The organism is Pantoea sp. JZ2, assembly GCF_035191405.1.
Taxonomy (GTDB): domain Bacteria; phylum Pseudomonadota; class Gammaproteobacteria; order Enterobacterales; family Enterobacteriaceae; genus Pantoea; species Pantoea stewartii.
The window spans coordinates 237,347-257,268 of the sequence record NZ_CP045247.1 but is presented as its reverse complement, the minus strand read 5'-3'; the positions used below and the strand labels follow the sequence as shown (position 1 = coordinate 257,268).

The window sequence follows — 19,922 nt, the reverse complement described above, 5'->3', positions numbered from 1 at the left end:
GCGACTTTTGACCTTAACGCCGCGCGCAAAAACGGGCAATGCGCGGTCGTTACGCCACGTTGAGCAGTTTGGCCATCATCACCACATCATGAAGTTTACCTTCACGTAAGGATGCCTGACGACGCACCCCTTCGCGCTCAAAACCCAGCCTTTCATACAGCGCCAGCGCCCGATGGTTGTCATGAAACACCTCAAGCTCCATGCGGGTGATGCCCAGCCAGTTACGTGCATAATCCATTGCCGTGCGGATCAACAGCTCGCCAATGCCGCGCCCTGAGAACGCCGGATTGACACCGATGCCGAAGCTGATGCAGTGACGCGTACGCGGATTATGATTTGTAAACAAGGTCAGCTCACCAACCATTTCGCCGTCTACTTCGGCAACAAAATTGATGAAGCCCTCGGCATCCATTTTTGCGAATTTCTTTTCCCAGGTGGCGACGCTGGGAAACGGCAATTGCAGCGTCCAGGGGAAAACCGCCGGATGGCCGTAAAGACGTTGGTAAGCCGCTGCATCATGCGGTTCACGGCCGCGCAGAGTGATATCCATAGAGAATCCTTTTTTTAATCGGGCGTACACATGCACTAAGCTGTAATTCTTATCGAACGGAAAGAGTAACTGTATGTTGTATCGTCGTTTCGAACGTTTTATCAATATTTTTCAGGATGCCCCCACCGATATGCCGCCCTCACGGGTCTGGCCTTTTTATTTTTACTACCTGCGCCAGGTGTGGCCGAGCTTCGCAGCACTGCTGGTGGTGGGGCTGGTGGGCGCGCTCATTGAGGTGGCGCTGTTCAGTTATCTGAGCCGCATCATTGATCTGGTTAACCATTCCACCCCGGCTACGCTGTTCCACGATAACTGGCCAACCTTACTCTGGATGGGCTGCGTCGCCCTGATACTGCGGCCGGTGTTTATTGCGCTGCACGATATGCTGGTTCACCAGAGCATTAATCCCGGCATGACCAGCATGATTCGCTGGCAGCACCACAACTACGTTCTGCGTCAGAGCATGAATTTTTTCCAGAACGATTTTGCGGGCCGGATTGCGCAGCGCATTTTGCAAACCGGCAACTCGCTCCGCGATTCTGCGGTGCAGTTGGTCGATGCCATCTGGCATGTGCTGATCTACGCCGCGACGGCGCTGGTGCTGTTCGCCGAAGCGGACTGGCGTTTGATGATTCCGCTCATTATCTGGATTGTGCTTTACAGCGCGGCGCTGCGCTATTTTGTGCCGCGCGTAAAGGCCCGTTCCGTGGTGTCCTCAGAAGCGCGCTCGAAACTCATGGGCACGATTGTGGATGGTTACACCAATATCGCTACCATCAAGCTGTTCGCCCATAGCGACCTGGAGCGGCAGTACGCACGTGAGGCGATTCAGGAGCAGACAGACAAAACGCAGCAGGCTAACCGCATGGTAACCAGCATGGATTTGACGCTGTCGACGCTCAACGGCGTTCTGATTGTCGCCACGTCCGGCCTGGCGCTGTGGCTGTGGAGCGCATCGCTGATTAGCGTCGGTGCCATTGCCCTGGCGACCGGCCTGGTTATCCGTCTGGTTAATATGTCCGGTTGGGTGATGTGGGTGGTGAACGGCATTTTTGAAAATATCGGCATGGTGCAGGACGGACTGAACACCATTTCCCAACCGCTTAGCGTGCAGGATGCGCCCCAGGCGAAACAGCTCAGGGTGACGCAGGGGGAGATTCGCTTCGACAACATCCGTTTTAACTATGGTGGCGAGCGGCAGGTGATTAATGGCCTGAACCTGACCATTAAACCGGGAGAAAAGATTGGCCTGATTGGACCTTCCGGTGCCGGAAAATCAACGCTGGTCAATCTGCTGTTGCGTCTTTACGACCTGAACGGCGGGCGCATCCTGATTGACGGTCAGTGTATTGCCGAGGTGACGCAGGAAAGCCTGCGCAGCCAGATTGGCATGATCACCCAGGATACCTCGCTGCTGCACCGCTCTATCCGCGAAAATCTGCTCTATGGCCGGCCCCATGCCAGCGAGGAAGAACTGCAACTGGCTATCCGTCGCGCCCGCGCCGACGAATTTATCCCGCTGCTGTCGGATTCCCAGGGCCGGACAGGGCTGGATGCGCATGTCGGTGAGCGCGGCGTAAAACTGTCTGGCGGGCAGCGTCAGCGTATAGCCATTGCGCGCGTGTTGCTGAAAGACGCGCCGGTTCTGATCATGGATGAAGCCACTTCCGCCCTTGATTCAGAGGTGGAAGCGGCGATTCAGGAAAGCCTGGAGTCGTTGATGCAGGGTAAAACGGTGATTGCCATCGCTCACCGTCTGTCCACCATTGCAAAAATGGACCGGCTGGTGGTGCTGGAACACGGCCAGATTGTCGAAATCGGTAGCCACCAGGAACTGCTGGCACAAAATGGCCTGTATGCCCGGCTCTGGCAACACCAGACCGGCGGGTTTGTCGGGGCGGACTAGTCGCCGCGTCGGTAAGGCAAGGCGTCCCGGGCTTCCTCGGCCCACAGGTGAACGCCCTGCCGCTCCTGCTGCAAAAAATCGTCAACGGCGGCGCGCAGGCCGGGATGACACAGGTAGTGCCAGGAGTGGGTAATCTGCGGTTCGAAACCACGCACCAGCTTGTGTTCGCCCTGCGCGCCCGCATCGAAGCGTTGCAGGCCTTCGGCGATGGCGAAATCCATCCCCTGATAAAAACAGGTTTCGAAGTGAAGCTGGTTAAATTCCGCCAGGCAGCCCCAGTAGCGGCCATACAGGCTTTCCCCGTCTTTAAGGTAAAAAGCCATCGCTGCGGGCTGCTGCTGCAAACGGGCAATGACGACGCGAATGTTTTCCGGCAGACGCGCGGCCAGTAAGCTAAAAAAGGCACGCGTCAGATAAGGACGCTGACCGCGCACCGCGTACGTGTTGGCATAGCAGGTGTACACAAAATCCCATTGATCTTCACGCAGTTGATCGCCGCGATACCAGTCAAATTCAAAGCCGTTCAGGGCGACCTGCTCCCGTTCCTTGCGCAGCTGTTTGCGCTTGCGTGACATCAACGTATCCAGAAAGTCCTGGAAGTCGCGATAGCCGCGATTGTGCCAGTGATACTGGCAGCCCAGCCGCGCCAGCCAGTCGGGTTGTTCCGCCAGCAGCGCGTTAGCGTGAGAGTCGGTGAAATTGATATGCGCGCCACTCAACGCCTGGCGCTCCAGCCAGTCTGGCAGCCTCGACAGCAGACGGATAGCGGCATCGGATTTGCCCAGCACGCGCGCGCCCGTTACCGGGCTGAAGGGAATGGCACCGAGCCATTTCGGATAGTAAGCGATACCGGCTCGCTGACAGGCATCGGCCCAGGCGTGATCGAACACGTATTCACCCTGTGAATGGCTTTTTTGGTAGCCGGGTAGCGCGGCGCAGAGTTCACCCTGCTCACGCCAGACCAGATGGGCTGGCTGCCAGCCCCTTTCCGGCCTGACGCTGCCGCTGTCTTCAAGGCTCAGCAAAAAGGCATGGCGCAAAAAAGGCTGATCATCAGGCAGCAGCGCATCCCATTCAGCGGCGGGAATGTCGGATAACGTGCTCAGGGTAAACAACGACATGCATAACTCCAGACGGCAAGCGGTGACGTTTCAGTCAAGCAGGTTTTACGTTACAGGGAAAGGGAGACGGCACGTAATGTTTGCCTTTTCCTGAACGACAGGCGGCCTTCCCGGCGGTCAGTTTGATTTTGACGTTAACCGGTGTAACTGTTCAAATACCTGTCAGACAACACAACTTTTACAGGAACCGGCATGGCAAAAGCACTGGTGATTTTTCTGCACGGCGTAGGCAGTAACGGCGACGATCTGGCACCTGTCGGCGACTATTGGGCAACCTTGTTACCCGATGTGGTCTTTGCCTCACCGGATGCGCCTTATGCTTTTGAACAGGGCATGGGCTATCAGTGGTTCAGTCTGGCGGGCATTACGCCGGAAAACCGTCCAGGGCGGGTTCGCGAAGCTCGTGAGGCGTTTGACCGCGTTCTGCGTGACCTGATGGCGCAGCATGATATGGCAGAATGCTGGGAGAAGGTCATCCTGGTGGGCTTTTCTCAGGGCTCGATCATGGCGCTAGATCTACTGGCCTCTGGCCGTTATCCCCTGGCGGGCGTGGTGGCATTTTCCGGCCGACTGGCCTTTGACGGCCCACTGACACCACTCGCGCATACGCCAGCCCTGCTGATCCATGGCCGGGCTGATGCGGTGATCCCCGTCAGCGAAAGCGAGTCAGCCGCGGCTCGCCTGAAAGCTGCGGCGGTTCCGGTCGAGGCATTGATTGAGCCACAGACTGGCCACACGATTTCAGCCGAGGGCGCCCTGCACGCCGCCAGCTTCATCGCTCAGTGTCTGCAGGACTGATGGCATCCGGTTTCGCGGCGGCGTTAACCCAACAGGTTAATCAGCGCAAAACCGGCAAAACTCATCAGCAACGAGCCAATGACATGCACCAGCGCGCTGCTCATGGCCCAGAGATATTTTCCGGACTGCAACAGGGTCATTAATTCTGCGGTAAACGTGGAAAACGTGGTGAGCCCGCCACATAAGCCTGTAATGATCAGTAACCGCCAGGCGGGATCGAGCTGGGGATTTTTAATAAACCAGGCCATGGCCCCCCCGATCACAAAGCCGCCAATCAGATTCACCAGCAACGTACCCGGTGGAAGATTGGGGAAAAACGCATTGAAACGCATACCGAACCACCAACGCAGTACACAACCTACGCTGCCGCCCACAATCACAGCGAATAGCGGTTTTAACATCTTATACTCCCGTTAACAGGCATTGTGCAGAAGACGGTGGAGGGTCAGCAAATACCGGCACCTGACGCTCCCGCTCCCACGAAAGGATAAAGGATAGTGTCAGGCGTCATCAGCCGCAGGGGAAACCTGCTGGCGGTTGGGGAAGGTGGAACGCCATCACCTTGCGCAGGCAATCATACGCTGCCGTTTTCTGACTGGCAACTCAGACCATGTGAACGCGCGCCCGTGATGTGCGGCTGACATGTAGTGTTAAAAACCCGACGCGGGTAGCCTTAAAAGGGGGTAGAATTCAGGTTTCCCCTTTTTCCGTTTTCCGCTTAAATAAATGACGGCTTTTACGCTTGCCGCGCCCACACAACGATTGTCGCCCCGGGTGAGGCGCTCACGCTTTCTGGAGAATCCTGTGCGCACTGTCATTTTTGATACTGATATCGGCGTGGATGATGCCTTTGCGCTGGCCTATGCCGCGCGGACGCAACATCTGCTGGGCATTACCACGGTATTCGGCAACGTTGCCGTGGGCCAGGCGGTGAAAAATGCGCGGCTCTTTTGCCAGAAAATAGCGATTGACGTGCCGGTGTACCGCGGCTGCGCCCGTCCGCTGGCACGGGAACCGAGCGCACCTGCCAGGCTGCATGGTGAAGACGGTTTAGGGGATGCGTTTGATAATCCGTTTAGCGACGACGCGCCCGGTGCCGTGCAGTTTATTATCGACAGCGTTCGTGCTAATCCCGGCGTCATTACGCTGGTGGCAATCGGCCCCCTTACCAATATCGCCAGCGCCATCAATCAGGCACCGGATATTATCCCGCTGGTCAAAGAACTGGTCATCATGGGTGGCGCCTTTGGTACCGATGGCCACAGCGGGAATGTGACACCGTTCAGTGAATTTAATATCTGGAAGGATCCTCATGCTGCGGATCAGGTCCTGTCCTCGGCCTTGCCGGTTATGCTGATCCCGCTGGATGTTACCCATAAAGTGTTGATCAATAGCGATGAGGTGGATCAACTGCAACAGCCGATCCTGCGGGCGATCTGCCGCCCTTATCTGGCGTACAGTCTTGAGAAGGAAGGATTTGCGGGAATGGCGTTGCATGACACGCTGACGATATCCTGGCTGTGTTTGCCCGAGGCATTTACGCTGGTGGAAAGCCCACTGCGGGTGATTACCGAAGGCATCGCCTGTGGTCAGACGGTGCGCCAGATCAGCACGCTGGCTTCCCGTCACAACCCTTTTCGCGATTTGCCCCGACAACGCATCGCATTGGGCGTGGATGCCGACGCCGTGCGTCGCCACTTTTTCCAGTCGCTCTCCGGAACGGCGTAGCGCGTGCGGAGACAGCGCACCCCGTTGTCTCCGGCTTCAGCGATCAAAATCGATAACGCCCTTAATTAACGCACGATTGTTGATGACCTGCGCCTCAAAGTGTTCTGCCAGTGTCGAAAACGCGAAACGCCGGTTGAGCATCATATCGGCACGTAACGTCCCGGCCGCCATGAGTTCACGCACCCGATCAAAATCCTCACGGGTGGCGTTACGGCTACCCATGATCGTGCTCTCCTTCTTGTGAAACTCACTGTCAGGAATCACCAAATCCCCTTTATGCAGACCGACGTACACGATTGTTCCGCCATGGCGAATCAGGCTCACGGCCGCGTTCATCGCCGCAGGATTGCCTGTGGCATCAAGCACCTTCAACGGCAGCCTGCCATCAAATTCGTTTCGCAGTGAGATTATAAACGCCGCATCAGCCGGATTGAGCGCACAGAGGCCCAACTGCTGGCTGACGTGCTGACGGCGGTAATCACTGGTATCCGCGACCACCACCTGCGCGCCGTTAGCAGCGGCAATGGCGGCAGCCCCCAGGCCGATCGGCCCCGCTCCCACGACCAGCACCTGCTCGCCCTGCGCCACCGCCGCTCGACGCACCGCGTGGGCGCTGATGGCAAAAGGCTCAATGAGCGCTGCGGCTTCTGGCGCAAGATCGTCCACCACCAGCAGGTTAGCTGCCGGTACGCAAAGGTAGTCGCTAAAGCCGCCATCCTGATGGACACCCATCACCGAAATGTTTTCGCAGCAGTTGGTTTTACCGCTGCGGCAGGCATCGCATTCAAAACAGGAGAGATAGGGAATCAGTGCCACCCGCTGTCCTGCGGCTAAATCGTGAACGGCAGCGCCTGTCTCCACCACCTCCGCACAGAGTTCATGGCCGAGGACACGCGGATAGCTAAAAAAGGGTTGGTTGCCTGCCCAGGCGTGAATGTCGGTGCCGCAAATGCCTGCGCTGACGATTTTAAGCAGCGCTTCAGTCGCGGCAGGCCGGGGTTGAGCGCGTGTAGCCCAGACCAGCGAACGCGGTTCTGCGATGACTAAGGCTTTCATAGTGGTCATGGCCCCTCTCCGGTTATCAAAAGCGCAGTTATGGCGAATCTGGCTGCGGCACCGTATTCCCCTCTTCTCACTTTGTGAACCAGAACGGCTTTTTTGGGCCTTCAATGGTTTTTAATGCATAAAAAACCGGAGCCCCCGCATGAGCCGCAGCCAAAATTTACGCCATAACGTCATCAACCATATGCTGGAAAGCATCGCCCAGGGCCACGTTCAGTCACCGCTGCCACCGCAGGCCGCCCTGGCCGAAATGTTTACGGTCAGCCGCACGACCGTGCGTCATGTGCTGAGTTATCTGCATGAGCGAGGCGTACTGGAAAAAGTCAAAGACAGCTGGGTTATTGTGCGCGCGCCGGAGGCGCAGGACAGCCTGAACGCGGTGATGCCGCCGATTGATCAACAGGCCAGTCTGGTTGAAAAGCGTTTTTTCGATCTGATCAATCAGCGACAGTTGCAGCCCGGCGATACCTTCAGCGAGCTGCAACTGGCAAAGCAGGCCAATGTCAGCCCGGTGGCCGTGCGCGAATTCTTACTGCATTTTATGCGCTACAACCTGCTGGAACCGGTCAAACGCGGCCACTGGCAGATGAAAAAGTTTTCGCAGACGTATGCGGAAAAGCTGTTTGAGCTACGTGAAATGCTGGAAACCCATGCCCTGACGCGTTTTTTAAATTTGCCCATGGACGATGAACGCTGGATTCAGGCGCGCGATCTACTGGATCGGCACCGATCGATGCGTGAGACCATTGCCAGCAACTATCGCCATTTTGCGGCGCTGGATAAGCAACTGCACTCGCTGATTCTGTCTGCCGCCAATAACCCGTTCTTTAATCAGTCGCTGGAGATTATTTCCGTTATTTTCCATTCGCACTATCAGTGGGATGAAAGCGATCTGAAGCAGCGCAACATCGTTGCCCTGGAGGAGCATATGGCGATTTTGTCTGCGTTAATCGGTCGCCGGGATGTGGATGCGCTTTGCGCCCTGCACAGTCATCTGGCCACAGCCAAGCGATCCATGATCCGCAGCATTAATCAGTACAATTAAAAACCGATTAAAAACCGCAAAGCATTAGCTCTCGCACGATTTTGAAACAACTTTACAACATCTCTGCTTTATCGCCCTTACTCTTCATCGCAACGCGCCGGCGGCCCTGTGCCGTCGGGCATCATTAATGCTCACAATAATGATAAATCGCCTGCTCAGGGAGATTGCCATGGAAAACAGATCGGTTATTGATCGTTCAACCTCGCCCGCCGCCGCTGCACCTGATGAGGCGTTTGTGCCGTTGCGCAGTGATATCGTGCGCTCGCCGCGCATCCGTAAAGTCCAGATTACCGCCATGCTGTTGCTGCTGCTTGCCGCCATCATTAACTACCTTGATCGCAGCTCGCTGTCGGTGGCCAATATGACGATTCGTGAGGAGATGGGGCTGAGCGCGACGGAAATTGGCGTGCTGCTCTCGGCATTTTCGCTGGCTTACGGGCTGGCACAACTGCCCGCTGGCGCCCTGCTGGACCGCAAAGGCCCACGTATTATGCTGGGCGTGGGCATGTTCATCTGGTCACTTTTCCAGGCCGCGTCCGGACTGGTGCATAACTTTACTCAGTTCGTGTTGGTGCGCATTGGCCTCGGGATGGGTGAAGCGCCCATGAATCCATGCGGCGTAAAGGTCATCAATGACTGGTTCAATATTAAAGATCGCGGGATGCCGATGGGGATGTTTAACGCCGCCTCGATGATCGGATTATCGGTGGCGCCGCCGATCCTGGCGGCCATGATGCTGCTGCTGGGCTGGCGCGGCATGTTTGTGACTATCGGTATTTTAGGGATTTTCCTCGCGATCGGCTGGTACATGACTTATCGCGACCGTGATAACAACACCTTAAGTGCGGAAGAGATCCATTATCTGCAGGCGGGCAGCGTGGCATCGCGTAAAGCGCCGATCAGCTTTCGTGAATGGCGAGGCCTGTTTAAGCAGCGCACCATGTGGGGCATGATGATTGGCTTCAGCGGCATTAACTACACCGCCTGGCTGTATATTGCCTGGCTGCCGGGTTATCTGCAGTCGACCTATCACCTTGATCTTAAGAGCACAGGCTTACTGGCGGCGATTCCTTTCCTGTTTGGCGCAGCCGGCATGTTGCTCAACGGCTATGTGGTGGATGCGTTAGTGAAACGCGGCTGGGATGCGGTTAAAACCCGTAAGGTGTGCATTGTCAGCGGCATGGTTCTGTCTGCGGGTTTTACCGCCTTCGTCACGCGCGCCACTGAGACCACCAGCGCCGTCACCCTGATTGGCATGGCCCTGTTTTGTATTCACTTTGCGGGGACCTCATGCTGGGGCCTGATCCACGCTAACGTGACCGCGCGCATGACGGCCTCCGTAGGCAGCATTCAAAATTTCGCCAGCTTTATCTTCGCGTCCTTTGCTCCGGTGATTACCGGCTGGATACTGGACACCACGAAGTCCTTCAGCCTGGCGCTGATGATTTGTGCCTGCGTAACCCTGATGGGCGCACTGGCCTATCTGGTGCTGGTTCGCAAGCCCATCACCGACGGAGCCTGACTCAGGTCAGCGCTCTGATGCTCACGCCATGACGGGCGCCGTAACGCTGAATACCGGCGATCGCTGTCCCGACAGTGAGCGGCGGCGGCGCAGGCAGCAGCGGTGCCCGCTCACGGAGCGCCGCGTCAAACTGCGAAACACTGGTGACATCATGAGGAAAACGCGTTTCATCCACACCGACCAGCGCGCCTTCGTCTTTGGCGAAGGTAAGCAACTGCTGCCAGCGGGCGATGTCGGCCAGCCCGATGCTGTCGGCCCCTTGTGAGTACAACACCATATCGATGTAGCGGAACGGCGGCTGTTTTTCCAGAAAACGCTGCAGCGCATCTGCCGAGGCGGCAGAGGGGAACATCAGCCAGAAGGGAATCGCCTGTTGCTGCATACTGCACCAGGGATCCAGCAATATAAAGCTGTCTACCGTAAGCCGGGTGGGCAGCACGCCTGCCGCCAGATACCAGTCACGGTAGATTTCCGCCACCACAAAACTCAGCGCCTCCGGTTGCTCATAACGAATTTCCATCAGCGTCCAGCGTTGAGCTTCTGCCAGTTTTTTCAGAGGAGAGATCAGGTAACCATCCAGCCCCCATTCGGCTTCAGGGACATGATCGGTGATGGCAGGCGGCGTCCAGCGCGCCCGATCAACCCCTGCCCGCGCCAGATATTCCGCAACGCGGGGGCCGCCCTGCAAATACTCGCTTTCCGTTGCCCCACCGGGTGCGCCAAACTGGAAAAACGAACGGTCGCTGGTGCGGGTGACCGGCCACTGGCGCGTGCAGTGATTGATAAACAGGGTCGCGCCTGCGGGCAATCCTCCCAGCAGAAATTCATTAAAGGCGAGTGGCATATCGCGTAATTTAAGCCGGAAAGCCTGCATATTTTCGAGCAGCAGCCGGTCCTGACTCGGATCCTGCCTGTGATGGACCGCCAGCCTTGGCCAGGTCGCCAGCAGCGCCGCGGCCACCGCTTTGCCTTGCTCAAAGCCGGCCTGGGCATCGTCCGGATCGCTGGGTTCCACGCGCACCGGGCACAGAAACGTTTGCGGTAGCCAGGGCGTTCCCATCGCCGCCGCCAGATGGACCAGCGCACCGTTCGATGCGCCGATAAATGCCGCCGGATACTCTCGCTGCGGGTAGGCACTCACCATCCATTCGGCGATGCCTTCCACATCCAGCTCACCCGCCTGTTTCGGGCTGATTCCGTCCGCCTGGCCACTTATCGCATGGCCCCATTCACGTAACCGGCTCGGTAGTCGATCCAGTGAAGGCAGTAACCGGTCCAGCATCGATGACGAACGGGTAAGGGGCTCATCGCGTAGTGCACTTGCCAGAGCCAGCAGCATGGTTGCTGCGGAATCAAAGCGGGCGATGCCCTTCGGCGGTTTACTCATCGGCGTTCTCCTGCTGAATACGGGCCAAAAAGGGTCGGATCGCATGGCAGAAGCTCCATGGATAGACATAGTGCAGCCGGTGGGTACCGCCGCGCAGGGTGATTTTTTCACACTGAGGCAACAGCCCCGCCAGCTCATCCAGCCAGCGCGCCGGACAAACCGGGTCCCGCGAACCCCGGAGCAACAATGTGGGGGCCGTCAGATACGTCAGATGGTATTCAATCGGATCGTTAAGCATGGCGCGCAGCGTGCCAAATACGCGGGGGAGACCGGCTTTCGCCCAGTCGATGCGGGCCAGCGGGTCAGGTGAACGGTGGGCTTCCAGTCGGCTGTTGCGCCAGCCGCGCCAGAGCTGGCGCAACAGGCTTCGCGCATGGCGATCGGCTGTGGGCCCCTGTAGCACCAGTCCGGCCACGGCGTCCGGGTGTTTATCCGCCAGCGCCGCCAGCACCTGACAGCCAAAGGCGCTGCCGACCCAGATTGCCCGCCGGAAACCATTGTGCTGGAGCCACTGCCACAGGATATCGGCCAGTTCACTGACGGAAAGCACCGGTGCCGATGCGGGCAACGCGCTACCGCCAAAGCCGGGCAGGTCGGGGACCAGCACGTGATAGTCCCGACCCAGCGCGAGGGCCAGCGCCTCCATCGAACGGCCTGACATCGCCAGACCATGAAGCAGGACGACAGGTAAACCATGAGGTGCGTCGGGCGTCACGCGGGTGAACATGCGCCAGTCACCGATCTGTTGATAGTAACCCGCCAGCCCCGCATGGTGACTACGCGGTGAAACAGGCGGCGTTTGTTTCATTTGCTGCCAGCGCTTCGCGCCCCACAGCACGGCGCCTATACCTAAACCAACCCCTGCGGCCACGGCTATGCCCTGTCGCCTTTTACACCGGATGGTACGCCTCATCAGCTGCTCCTGTTCCTGGGTACTTATTGAGTGTAGGACGGGATCGGCAGAGAGGCAGTGAATACACTGCGTCAGGCGACAGGGTTACGCAGGCAACCGATTTTTTCTATCTCGACTTCCACCACGTCGCCACGGAACATGAACAGGGGCGGCGTCCGTTTTTTCCCTACGCCGCCGGGGGAGCCGGTGATAATGACATCGCCGGGTGATAGCGGACTGAAGGCAGAGATATATTCGATAATGCTGGCGACCGGATGCACCATGCTGGCGGTGGTATCGTTTTGCACTTCACGACCATTCAGCCGGGTTTTAATCGATAACTGTTGGGGATCAGGAATCTCGTCCGCAGTCGTCATCCAGGGACCAAATCCTCCGGTCTGCGGCCAGTTTTTCCCGGCGGTAAACCAGGTAAACTGCATGTCACGCACGGTGGCATCCATAAAGCAGCTGTAACCCGCAATGACGTCCAGCGCGTCGGCGGCCTTAACCCGATGCGCCGGTTTACCAATAATCACCGCCAGCTCACCCTCGTAATCGAATTCCTGGGTAGTCAGCGGTTTTTGCAGCGGTTGCTCATGGCCGGTCAGTGAATCAGCAAAACGGATAAATAAGGTTGGCGCGTCCAGCGTTGCGGCAAACTCCTGGCGTTTATCCGCGTAGTTCATTCCTACGCAGAAAATTTTTCCAGGCTGCTCAATAACGGGAAGAAACTGCACGGCAGAAAACGCGTGATCGACGGGCATGTTCTGAAAGGCGGCAAGATCGGCCAGAGAAGAACGTGTCAAAAAGGTTTTTAAATCCGGGCAGGCTTTGCCCAGGCGCATCCCGACATCGATCACGCCCTGTTCCCGTACGATACCCACGCTTTTTTTCCCCTGAGCGGGAAGATAAAAACTGCATAACTGCATTGCTGCCTCTTTTATTATGTCGGGCTATCCACCCGTGTTGAGAATAAATCGGCGCGCAGAGTAGCAAAAAGCATGACGGAAATCGTACTGCGATTGGCACAGTGGATGTCCAGATGTATCACAGTATGTCAGGCGGAATGCGAGACCAGTGCGGGCTGAACAGAGAGGCGGAGACAGGCGAGAAGAACGACAAAATGAGGTGATAATCACCGGTCATTCCCTGACCGCGACTATCGAGGGTAAAACGTGGCGCTTAGTTCAGCGCACCGGGTGGTACGTGTTTAAAGGTTTCCACATACGCGTGAAACACGTACTTAAAAAAACGTTTCATACAGCATCCAGTTAAAAATTTGTTGAATAACTACAGGAAAAGTATAGCTCCTGCTGTTTTAATCAGCAATAAATTTTGAACCAGATCACAAAATACGATTTTGCGGGCGTTACTGAAACAGCCCGAGATGCTCGGTGAGGATGGTGGAGCCGATGGCGATGAGGACCAGTCCGCCCAGCACTTCGGCCCATTTACCTAACACAGGCCCAATGAAGCGGCCGACCAGCACGCCAGTGGTAGCCATAACGGTAGTGGCGGCACCGATTGTCAGAGCCGTGGTGACGATATTAACCTGAAGGAAGGCCAGCCCCACGCCAACCGCCAGCGCATCCAGGCTGGTGGCAACGGCGGTCGCCGCCAGGACCATAAAACCATGGCTTTGCGGCGCTTCGCACGGTTCAGACGCCGTTTTACGGAAGCCTTCCATCATCATTCGGGCACCCAGGAAAGCCAGCAGGAAAAAGGCTATCCAGTGATCCCACGCGGCAACATACTGGCTGGCAGCAAGACCCAATGCCCAGCCAATCAGCGGCGTCAGGGCTTCGATACAACCGAAAATCAGACCGGTGCGCACGGCTTCTTTCAGGCCCGGGCGATGCAAGGTCGCACCCTTGCCCAGCGCAGCAGCAAATGCGTCCATCGACATTCCAAAAGCAAGAATCAGGGTGGCGATAAAGGTCATGATTTGTTCACTTGGGATGAAAAGCCAGCATTTCGGGCTGAATTCATCACACATATGGCTCGGTTATTAAAAAGTGCGCGCAGTCTATCACGCAATAATCGTTATAAAAAGACAATAAAATCAGGGATTTAAGTATAGCAAAGGCTATAACTCATAACAATCGCTATGAATGTCTCTAAGTTAATGTCATTTAAGCCTTTTCTTTGCAATGCACAGCGTGACTTCCTGCCCTGAACAGTCCGTCATTGAACCTTCTCGCGGAATGCCGGAAAATGGCGGGCTGGTAAATACGGAATTTTTGTCCATGACTAACCCCTTCGAATCCCTGATCATTCCCGGCGGCATTTTACTGTTGGGCTTTCTCTCTGCCCTTCTGCTTCCCGCTCCCGCGTTTAGCCTGGCCGTCGCGCAGCACCTGCAACAGATGTTCCATCTGCAGGACCTTAATCAGCTTTATACCGTGGTCTTTTGCCTGTGGTTTTTACTTCTGGGCGCGCTGGAGTTTTTTGTTATTCGCTTTATCTGGCGCCGCTGGTTTCGGGCGTAATCACGCCGTCAGGGCGACATCTGCCTGCTGCCCCTCTTTTTTTAAAAGACTGAATTACTGAGAGGCTGGCGGTGGTGAACCTTTGATCATGCAAAGCGTCAGCGATGCGGCGCGCTTCCTTGCCGTCGGTCAGTCACCTGGCTGGCTCTGAGGTCACAAAAATGTAACATTTTTTTTACAAGATAGCCTTCGCCGCCTTATCGATTAAAAATTCAACGCAAAGAATAAATTTCAATAATCCCTTTTTTTCATTAGGTTAGATTATTCCTTTCGCTAAGTGACATTTTCATACCGCACCATTATGGGGCAATCCCGCAACATCCTCTTTTACTTAACCCGTTGAGTTAGCTGCAAAAAAGGCTTATGGCGCGCCTGTTATTATGATTCTTTCTTATGCTGAATCATTTCTGCATTTAAAAAATAAACAAATGTTTAATTCGAACGCGAGAATGTTATATTTGGGCAACAAAGCATAACGTTCAGTTAACTCGTTATCGTCGCTTTAACCTATACCTGAGTCTTAACCCGGAAATAGCGCAACGCGCTCGACAGAAGCGTGACTATTTCGCCTGCAACACTGTTGAGCTTCAGGTCAACAGAAGAGGAGATGTCGCCTCATGTGCAAATCAGCTGTAAATCTTGCGCTCACAATGAGTGTTAGCGGAAAGGACACCACCGGGGCGCAGGAGCGTAAAGACGTCGATGTGCTACTCATTGGCGCTGGCGTCATGAGCGCCACCTTAGGCACCTGGCTGCAGGATCTTGAGCCAGACTGGTCCATTGAAATGGTGGAACGGCTGCCGCATGTGGCGGAAGAGTCCTCTAATGGCTGGAACAATGCCGGTACAGGCCATGCCGCGCTGGCCGAGCTGAACTATACGCCGCAGAGAGCTGACGGCAGTATCGATATCGCGAAAGCCATTGCGATTAACGAAGCCTTCCAGATTTCTCGCCAGTTCTGGGCCTATCATGTCCAGAAAGGCAATCTGCATACGCCAAAAAGCTTTATCCACAGCACACCGCATATGAGCTTTGTCTGGGGCGATGACAACGTTAACTTCCTGCGCAAACGCTTTAACGCATTACAGAAAAGCACTTTGTTCCGTGGCATGGCTTACTCTGAAGATCCACAGCAAATTGCGAAGTGGATTCCGTTGGTGATGAAAGGCCGTCCCGCCAGTCAAAAAGTGGCCGCGACCTGGACCGATATGGGCACCGACGTCGATTTCGGTGAAGTGACGCGTCAGTTGATTGCCTCACTGGAGAAAAAAGCCAGTTTCCGTTTGCGCATGAGCCAGGAAGTTCGCGACATTACACGCCTGAACGATGGTCGCTGGCAGGTTACCCTTGTCAGCCTGACAGACGGTTCACGTCGTACGTTAACCGCCGGTAAGATTTTCATTGGCGCAGGCGGTGCGGCGTTGCCGTTGCTGCAGAAGGCTGGCGTTCCCGAAGCCAATGGCTATGCGGGCTTCCCGGTCGGCGGCTCTTTCCTGGTGACCGAAAATCCCGATGTTGTGAAACAGCATATGGCGAAGGTCTATGGTAAAGCGAGCGTCGGTGCGCCGCCAATGTCCGTGCCGCATGTGGACACGCGCGTTCTGAACGGCAAACAGGTTCTGCTGTTTGGGCCGTTCGCGACCTTCTCGACCAAGTTCCTGAAGCAGGGTTCGCTGCTGGACATGTTTGCCTCGCTGAACAGTACTAACCTTATGCCGATGATCAAAGTCGGACTGAAAAGCTTTGATCTGGTGAAGTACCTGATGGATCAGGTTCTGCAAAGCGACCGTGACCGGATGGACGCGCTGCGCGCCTATGTTCCGCAGGCGAAGCAGGAAGACTGGCGTCTGGTGACCGCAGGTCAGCGCGTGCAAATCATCAAGAAAGATGAAAAAGAAGGCGCGGTATTGCGTCTGGGCACAGAAGTGGTGTCGTCGGAAGATGGCTCGATCTCGGCACTGCTGGGTGCTTCGCCGGGCGCCTCAACAGCGGCACCGATCATGCTGGAACTGCTGCACAAGGTCTGTCCAGAGCAGATGGCGTCACCGGAATGGCAAAATAAAATTCGTGCCGTTGTGCCGTCCTGGGGCCGCAAACTTAACGGTGACGTCGCCCTGACTGAAAAAGTGCTGGCTGAAACCAGCCGCGTCCTGCAACTGCCGTATACGCCTGTAACGCCGGTGGCCGCGAATGACGAAGGCCGTGAAACTGCCTACGTCGTCGGTAAATAACCGTCTTCTACCTGTCTGAGGCCTCGCTTGCGAGGCCTTTTTGTTTGCCGCTTGCCTGGTTGACTCCCCCATTCTCTATTAGGGTTAGTGCATCGTCTGACGTAATGCAGGAGAAAATGGCATGGCTCAACCGAACACGGCACACGAACTCACGTTACTTGATCGCTACTGGCGCGCCGCTAACTATCTGTCTGTCGGGCAGATTTATTTGATGGACAATCCGCTGTTACGCGAGCCATTGAAGCCAGAGCATATTAAACCGCGCTTACTGGGCCACTGGGGCACCACGCCCGGACTGAATTTTATCTATGCCCATCTGAACCGGATTATTCGTCAGCGCGACCTCAACCTTATTTATGTCTGTGGTCCCGGCCATGGCGGGCCTGGCATGGTTGCGAATACCTGGCTTGAGGGGAGCTATAGCGAAATCTATCCGCATATCCGTCAGGATGCCGACGGCATGCAGAAGCTGTTTAAACAGTTTTCTTTTCCGGGCGGTATTCCCAGTCATGCGGCACCCGAAACCCCGGGCTCGATCAATGAAGGTGGAGAGTTAGGCTACTCACTTTCTCATGCCTTTGGCGCTGTCTTTGATAACCCCGATCTGATCGCGCCCTGCATCATTGGCGACGGCGAAGCCGAAACCGGACCGCTGGCCTCCAGCTGGCACGGGATTAAGTTTCTTAATCCCCAGCGCGACGGTGCCGTGCTGCCCATTCTGCATCTGAATGGTTATAAGATTGCGAATCCAACGATTCTGGGCCGCGCCAGTGACGACGATCTGCGTCAGCTGTTTCGCGGTTACGGCTATGAACCGCTGTTTGTCTGCGGTCATGAACCTGAAGAGATGCATCCGTTGATGGCCGACACGCTGGATCGCGCTTTTTCAGAGATTGCCGGCTTTCAACAGGCCGCCCGGCAGGGCTCACCAATGAAGGCCATTCCCCGCTGGCCGATGATTATCCTGCGCAGCCCTAAAGGCTGGACCGGGCCGAAAACGGTAGATGGCAAGAAAGTGGAAGGTTTCTGGCGGGCGCACCAGGTGCCCGTAGCGGCCTGCCGCGAAAACGAAGACCACCGTAACATTCTGGAGAACTGGCTGCGCAGCTATCAGCCTGACGATCTGTTTGATGAACAGGGGCGGCTTAAGCCGGAACTGCAGGCGCTGGCCCCACAGGGCGACAAACGTATGGGCGCGTCCCCGTTTGCCAACGGTGGTTTACTGCGCCGTGAATTAGTTACGCCTGATATTCGCGAATTTGCTTTCGATACACAGCAGCCCGGCTCGCAGGCCGGACAGGCAACTGAACAGTTTGGCCGTTATCTTAACGCCCTGTTCCAACGCAATCGGGACAATTTCCGCGTGTTTGGTCCGGATGAAACCGCCTCTAACCGCCTGACGCCGGTATTTGACACCACCAGCCGCACCTGGCTTGAAGCTATTGAGCCTTATGATGAGCAGTTGGCCCCCGATGGTCGGGTAATGGAAATTCTCAGTGAACATCAGTGTCAGGGCTGGCTGGAAGGATATCTGCTTACCGGCAGGCACGGATTATTTAACTGCTACGAAGCCTTTATTCACATCATTGACTCGATGTTCAACCAGCATGCCAAATGGTTAAAGGTGACACGCAAGCTGGGCTGGCGTCAGCCCATCTCCTCGCTTAACTATCTGCTGTCTTCTCACGTCTGGCGTCAGGATCATAACGGTTACAGTCATCAGGATCCGGGCTTTATCGATCACGTTGCCAATAAAAAAGCCGACATCGTGCGTATTTACCTGCCGCCCGATGCAAATACGTTGTTATGGGTGGGCGACCACTGTCTGCGAACATGGGACCGCATCAACGTGATTGTGGCCGGCAAACAGCCTGCGCCGCAGTGGCTGGACATGGACAGCGCCATCGCCCATTGCGAGGCCGGAATGGGTGAATGGCACTGGGCCGGCACAACCCCGCAGGGCGCAGAGCCGGATGTGGTGATGGCCTGCGCGGGTGATGTGCCCACCATGGAAACGCTGGCGGCCGTCGATCTGCTGCGAAGTTATCTGCCGGACCTGCGCATTCGGGTGGTTAACGTGGTAGACCTGCTGGCGCTGCAAACGCAGAAACAGCATCCTCACGGCAAGTCAGAAGAGGCGTTTGATGCGCTGTTTACCGCAGACAAGCCGGTGATTTTTGCCTTCCATGGTTACCCCAGTCTGATCCACCGGCTGACCTATCAACGCAATAACCATCGTAATTTCCATGTGCATGGCTTTAATGAAGAGGGCACAACTACCACGCCTTTCGACATGACGGTGCTGAACGAGCTGGATCGCTATCATCTGGCGCTGGCGGCCATCAGGCATATCCCGGGGCTTGCCGATCGCCATCCTGAACTGCCTGACGATCTGCAGCAGCGCCTGGCAGAGCATCATCGCTATGTACGGGTCTATGGCGAAGATGTGCCGGAGGTGCAGAACTGGAAGTGGCCCTCCGCCAGCGCCCCCGGCGCACCGGACTAAACCGCTTTCAGGGCATCGGCCAGCATCCAGATCGTCGTTACCACCAGTGACAGCGCCATCAGGCTGTTGAACAGCTGGCGTTTCCAGGCGATTTGCAGGTGACCGCGCAGGCGGTCACCTAACGCCGCCCACAATAATATGCAGGGCAGGTTGAGCAGCATAAAACTCGCCATCACGATCAGGACGTGACTGTTGGCGCTGTACAACAGCGCCACGTTGCTGGCCATTAACCAGGCTTTAGGATTCACCGCCTGAAAGCAGGCACCGCCGAGAAACGTCATCGGCTGAGGCTTGTGCCGGGCCTCAGGTGCAGCCGCACGAAATATTTTCCAGGACAGCCACAGCAGATAGCTACATCCCACCAGCGTAAGCGGCAAGCGGATGGATGCCATCCAGTGCAGCAACAGCTCCAGTGTCATGCCCGCAATAACCGTTTGCAGGCCGCATCCAAGTAAAATGCCAAACACCATCGGCAGCGTCCGGCGCATACCAAAATTCACGCCGGAAGTGGCAAGCAACAGGTTGTTAGGACCCGGCGTAATCGACATCACGGTGACATAACTGAAAAAAGAGGGATCAAGCATCATGGTATTCCTGACAGGGAGACAGAGCACCATGCTACGTTGCGAAAAGTGATGGTAACAGGGACAGGAAATGGCTATTTTAATGGGTACAATCACGCTGA

The 19,922-nt window shown here is 56.2% G+C and carries 18 protein-coding genes and 1 riboswitch; of the genes, 8 read left to right on the top strand and 10 right to left on the bottom strand.

Annotated features, from left to right (window positions below; translation table 11 throughout):
• Positions 1-49 precede the first annotated feature (49 nt).
• Positions 50-550 (bottom strand): GNAT family N-acetyltransferase, encoded by a 501-nt coding sequence (locus GC087_RS01180; protein WP_006121137.1) that lies wholly within the window; start codon positions 548-550, stop codon positions 50-52.
• A 73-nt stretch (positions 551-623) separates the two neighbouring features.
• On the opposite strand from GC087_RS01180, the gene GC087_RS01175 reads away from it, so the two are divergent.
• The gene (locus tag GC087_RS01175) at positions 624-2,456 is read left to right on the top strand and encodes an ABC transporter ATP-binding protein (protein WP_006121138.1); all 1,833 of its coding nucleotides are present in this window, start codon (positions 624-626) and stop codon (positions 2,454-2,456) included.
• Here GC087_RS01175 and GC087_RS01170 read toward each other — a convergent pair.
• Entirely contained in the window at positions 2,453-3,577 is a 1,125-nt protein-coding gene (locus tag GC087_RS01170) for a GNAT family N-acetyltransferase (RefSeq protein ID WP_006121139.1), read from the bottom strand. The genes GC087_RS01175 and GC087_RS01170 overlap by 4 nt on opposite strands.
• A gap of 192 nt (positions 3,578-3,769) precedes the next feature.
• Here GC087_RS01170 and GC087_RS01165 point away from each other — a divergent pair, with 192 nt between their 5' ends.
• Positions 3,770-4,375, top strand: coding sequence for an alpha/beta hydrolase (locus GC087_RS01165; protein WP_033738302.1), 606 nt, complete (start codon positions 3,770-3,772; stop codon positions 4,373-4,375).
• A 23-nt stretch (positions 4,376-4,398) separates the two neighbouring features.
• Here GC087_RS01165 and crcB read toward each other — a convergent pair whose 3' ends face one another.
• On the bottom strand, positions 4,399-4,776 hold the full coding sequence (gene crcB / locus GC087_RS01160; RefSeq protein ID WP_006121140.1) for a fluoride efflux transporter CrcB: 378 nt from the start codon (positions 4,774-4,776) through the stop codon (positions 4,399-4,401).
• Between the two features lie 93 nt (positions 4,777-4,869).
• Positions 4,870-4,946, bottom strand: a riboswitch (Fluoride riboswitch).
• Between the two features lie 233 nt (positions 4,947-5,179).
• On the opposite strand from crcB, the gene GC087_RS01155 reads away from it, so the two are divergent.
• Positions 5,180-6,103 (top strand): nucleoside hydrolase, encoded by a 924-nt coding sequence (locus tag GC087_RS01155; RefSeq protein ID WP_324029447.1) that lies wholly within the window; start codon positions 5,180-5,182, stop codon positions 6,101-6,103.
• Between the two features lie 36 nt (positions 6,104-6,139).
• Here GC087_RS01155 and GC087_RS01150 read toward each other — a convergent pair whose 3' ends face one another.
• The gene (locus GC087_RS01150; RefSeq protein WP_324029445.1) at positions 6,140-7,168 is read right to left on the bottom strand and encodes a zinc-binding alcohol dehydrogenase family protein; all 1,029 of its coding nucleotides are present in this window, start codon (positions 7,166-7,168) and stop codon (positions 6,140-6,142) included.
• Between the two features lie 139 nt (positions 7,169-7,307).
• On the opposite strand from GC087_RS01150, the gene GC087_RS01145 reads away from it, so the two are divergent.
• Complete coding sequence (locus tag GC087_RS01145; protein WP_054632905.1) at positions 7,308-8,210, top strand: GntR family transcriptional regulator; 903 nt, start codon at positions 7,308-7,310, stop codon at positions 8,208-8,210.
• A gap of 169 nt (positions 8,211-8,379) precedes the next feature.
• Positions 8,380-9,732: an MFS transporter gene (locus tag GC087_RS01140; RefSeq protein ID WP_006121144.1), complete on the top strand. Its 1,353-nt coding sequence runs from the start codon at positions 8,380-8,382 to the stop codon at positions 9,730-9,732.
• A gap of 1 nt (position 9,733) precedes the next feature.
• Here the strand turns inward: GC087_RS01140 and GC087_RS01135 are convergent, their stop codons facing one another.
• From GC087_RS01135 to mntP, 5 genes are all read right to left on the bottom strand, one after another.
• Positions 9,734-11,119 carry a hypothetical protein gene (locus tag GC087_RS01135; protein ID WP_205953772.1) on the bottom strand — a complete coding sequence of 462 codons (1,386 nt, stop codon included), beginning with the start codon at positions 11,117-11,119 and terminating at the stop codon, positions 9,734-9,736.
• Positions 11,112-12,032 (bottom strand): alpha/beta fold hydrolase, encoded by a 921-nt coding sequence (locus GC087_RS01130; RefSeq protein WP_172913593.1) that lies wholly within the window; start codon positions 12,030-12,032, stop codon positions 11,112-11,114. The genes GC087_RS01135 and GC087_RS01130 overlap by 8 nt, the downstream gene beginning before the upstream one ends.
• A 71-nt stretch (positions 12,033-12,103) precedes the next feature.
• The gene (locus tag GC087_RS01125; RefSeq protein WP_006121146.1) at positions 12,104-12,940 is read right to left on the bottom strand and encodes a fumarylacetoacetate hydrolase family protein; all 837 of its coding nucleotides are present in this window, start codon (positions 12,938-12,940) and stop codon (positions 12,104-12,106) included.
• Positions 12,941-13,193: 253 nt separating this feature from the next.
• Positions 13,194-13,271 (bottom strand): stress response protein AzuC, encoded by a 78-nt coding sequence (gene azuC / locus GC087_RS25775; protein WP_112900613.1) that lies wholly within the window; start codon positions 13,269-13,271, stop codon positions 13,194-13,196.
• A gap of 109 nt (positions 13,272-13,380) precedes the next feature.
• Entirely contained in the window at positions 13,381-13,953 is a 573-nt protein-coding gene (gene mntP / locus GC087_RS01120) for a manganese efflux pump MntP (RefSeq protein ID WP_033738352.1), read from the bottom strand.
• A 304-nt stretch (positions 13,954-14,257) separates the two neighbouring features.
• Here mntP and GC087_RS01115 point away from each other — a divergent pair, with 304 nt between their 5' ends.
• The 3 genes from GC087_RS01115 (at position 14,258) to GC087_RS01105 (ending at position 19,237) form a co-directional block, all read left to right on the top strand.
• Positions 14,258-14,500, top strand: a complete 243-nt coding sequence (locus GC087_RS01115) for a DUF1158 domain-containing protein (protein WP_033738354.1) — start codon at positions 14,258-14,260, stop codon at positions 14,498-14,500.
• A 617-nt stretch (positions 14,501-15,117) separates the two neighbouring features.
• A complete protein-coding gene (gene mqo, locus GC087_RS01110; RefSeq protein WP_033738313.1) occupies positions 15,118-16,731 on the top strand; it encodes a malate dehydrogenase (quinone) in 1,614 nt (537 codons plus the stop codon).
• A gap of 121 nt (positions 16,732-16,852) precedes the next feature.
• Positions 16,853-19,237 carry a phosphoketolase family protein gene (locus GC087_RS01105; RefSeq protein ID WP_033738315.1) on the top strand — a complete coding sequence of 795 codons (2,385 nt, stop codon included), beginning with the start codon at positions 16,853-16,855 and terminating at the stop codon, positions 19,235-19,237.
• Here GC087_RS01105 and GC087_RS01100 read toward each other — a convergent pair.
• A complete protein-coding gene (locus tag GC087_RS01100; RefSeq protein WP_033738356.1) occupies positions 19,234-19,821 on the bottom strand; it encodes a LysE family translocator in 588 nt (195 codons plus the stop codon). The two genes, GC087_RS01105 and GC087_RS01100, sit on opposite strands and share 4 nt — an antisense overlap.
• Positions 19,822-19,922 lie beyond the last annotated feature (101 nt).

Bases quoted from the DNA above. Each gene is read 5' to 3' on its own strand.
- GC087_RS01140 (WP_006121144.1), top strand. From the start codon at position 8,380: ATGGAAAACAGATCGGTTATTGATCGTTCAACCTCGCCCGCCGCCGCT.
- mntP (WP_033738352.1), bottom strand. From the start codon at position 13,953: ATGACCTTTATCGCCACCCTGATTCTTGCTTTTGGAATGTCGATGGAC.
- GC087_RS01175 (WP_006121138.1), top strand. From the start codon at position 624: ATGTTGTATCGTCGTTTCGAACGTTTTATCAATATTTTTCAGGATGCC.
- GC087_RS01150 (WP_324029445.1), bottom strand. From the start codon at position 7,168: ATGACCACTATGAAAGCCTTAGTCATCGCAGAACCGCGTTCGCTGGTC.
- GC087_RS01105 (WP_033738315.1), top strand. From the start codon at position 16,853: ATGGCTCAACCGAACACGGCACACGAACTCACGTTACTTGATCGCTAC.
- GC087_RS01165 (WP_033738302.1), top strand. From the start codon at position 3,770: ATGGCAAAAGCACTGGTGATTTTTCTGCACGGCGTAGGCAGTAACGGC.
- GC087_RS01135 (WP_205953772.1), bottom strand. From the start codon at position 11,119: ATGAGTAAACCGCCGAAGGGCATCGCCCGCTTTGATTCCGCAGCAACC.
- crcB (WP_006121140.1), bottom strand. From the start codon at position 4,776: ATGTTAAAACCGCTATTCGCTGTGATTGTGGGCGGCAGCGTAGGTTGT.
- GC087_RS01170 (WP_006121139.1), bottom strand. From the start codon at position 3,577: ATGTCGTTGTTTACCCTGAGCACGTTATCCGACATTCCCGCCGCTGAA.
- GC087_RS01180 (WP_006121137.1), bottom strand. From the start codon at position 550: ATGGATATCACTCTGCGCGGCCGTGAACCGCATGATGCAGCGGCTTAC.
- mqo (WP_033738313.1), top strand. From the start codon at position 15,118: ATGTGCAAATCAGCTGTAAATCTTGCGCTCACAATGAGTGTTAGCGGA.
- azuC (WP_112900613.1), bottom strand. From the start codon at position 13,271: ATGAAACGTTTTTTTAAGTACGTGTTTCACGCGTATGTGGAAACCTTT.
- GC087_RS01130 (WP_172913593.1), bottom strand. From the start codon at position 12,032: ATGAGGCGTACCATCCGGTGTAAAAGGCGACAGGGCATAGCCGTGGCC.
- GC087_RS01125 (WP_006121146.1), bottom strand. From the start codon at position 12,940: ATGCAGTTATGCAGTTTTTATCTTCCCGCTCAGGGGAAAAAAAGCGTG.
- GC087_RS01100 (WP_033738356.1), bottom strand. From the start codon at position 19,821: ATGCTTGATCCCTCTTTTTTCAGTTATGTCACCGTGATGTCGATTACG.
- GC087_RS01115 (WP_033738354.1), top strand. From the start codon at position 14,258: ATGACTAACCCCTTCGAATCCCTGATCATTCCCGGCGGCATTTTACTG.
- GC087_RS01145 (WP_054632905.1), top strand. From the start codon at position 7,308: ATGAGCCGCAGCCAAAATTTACGCCATAACGTCATCAACCATATGCTG.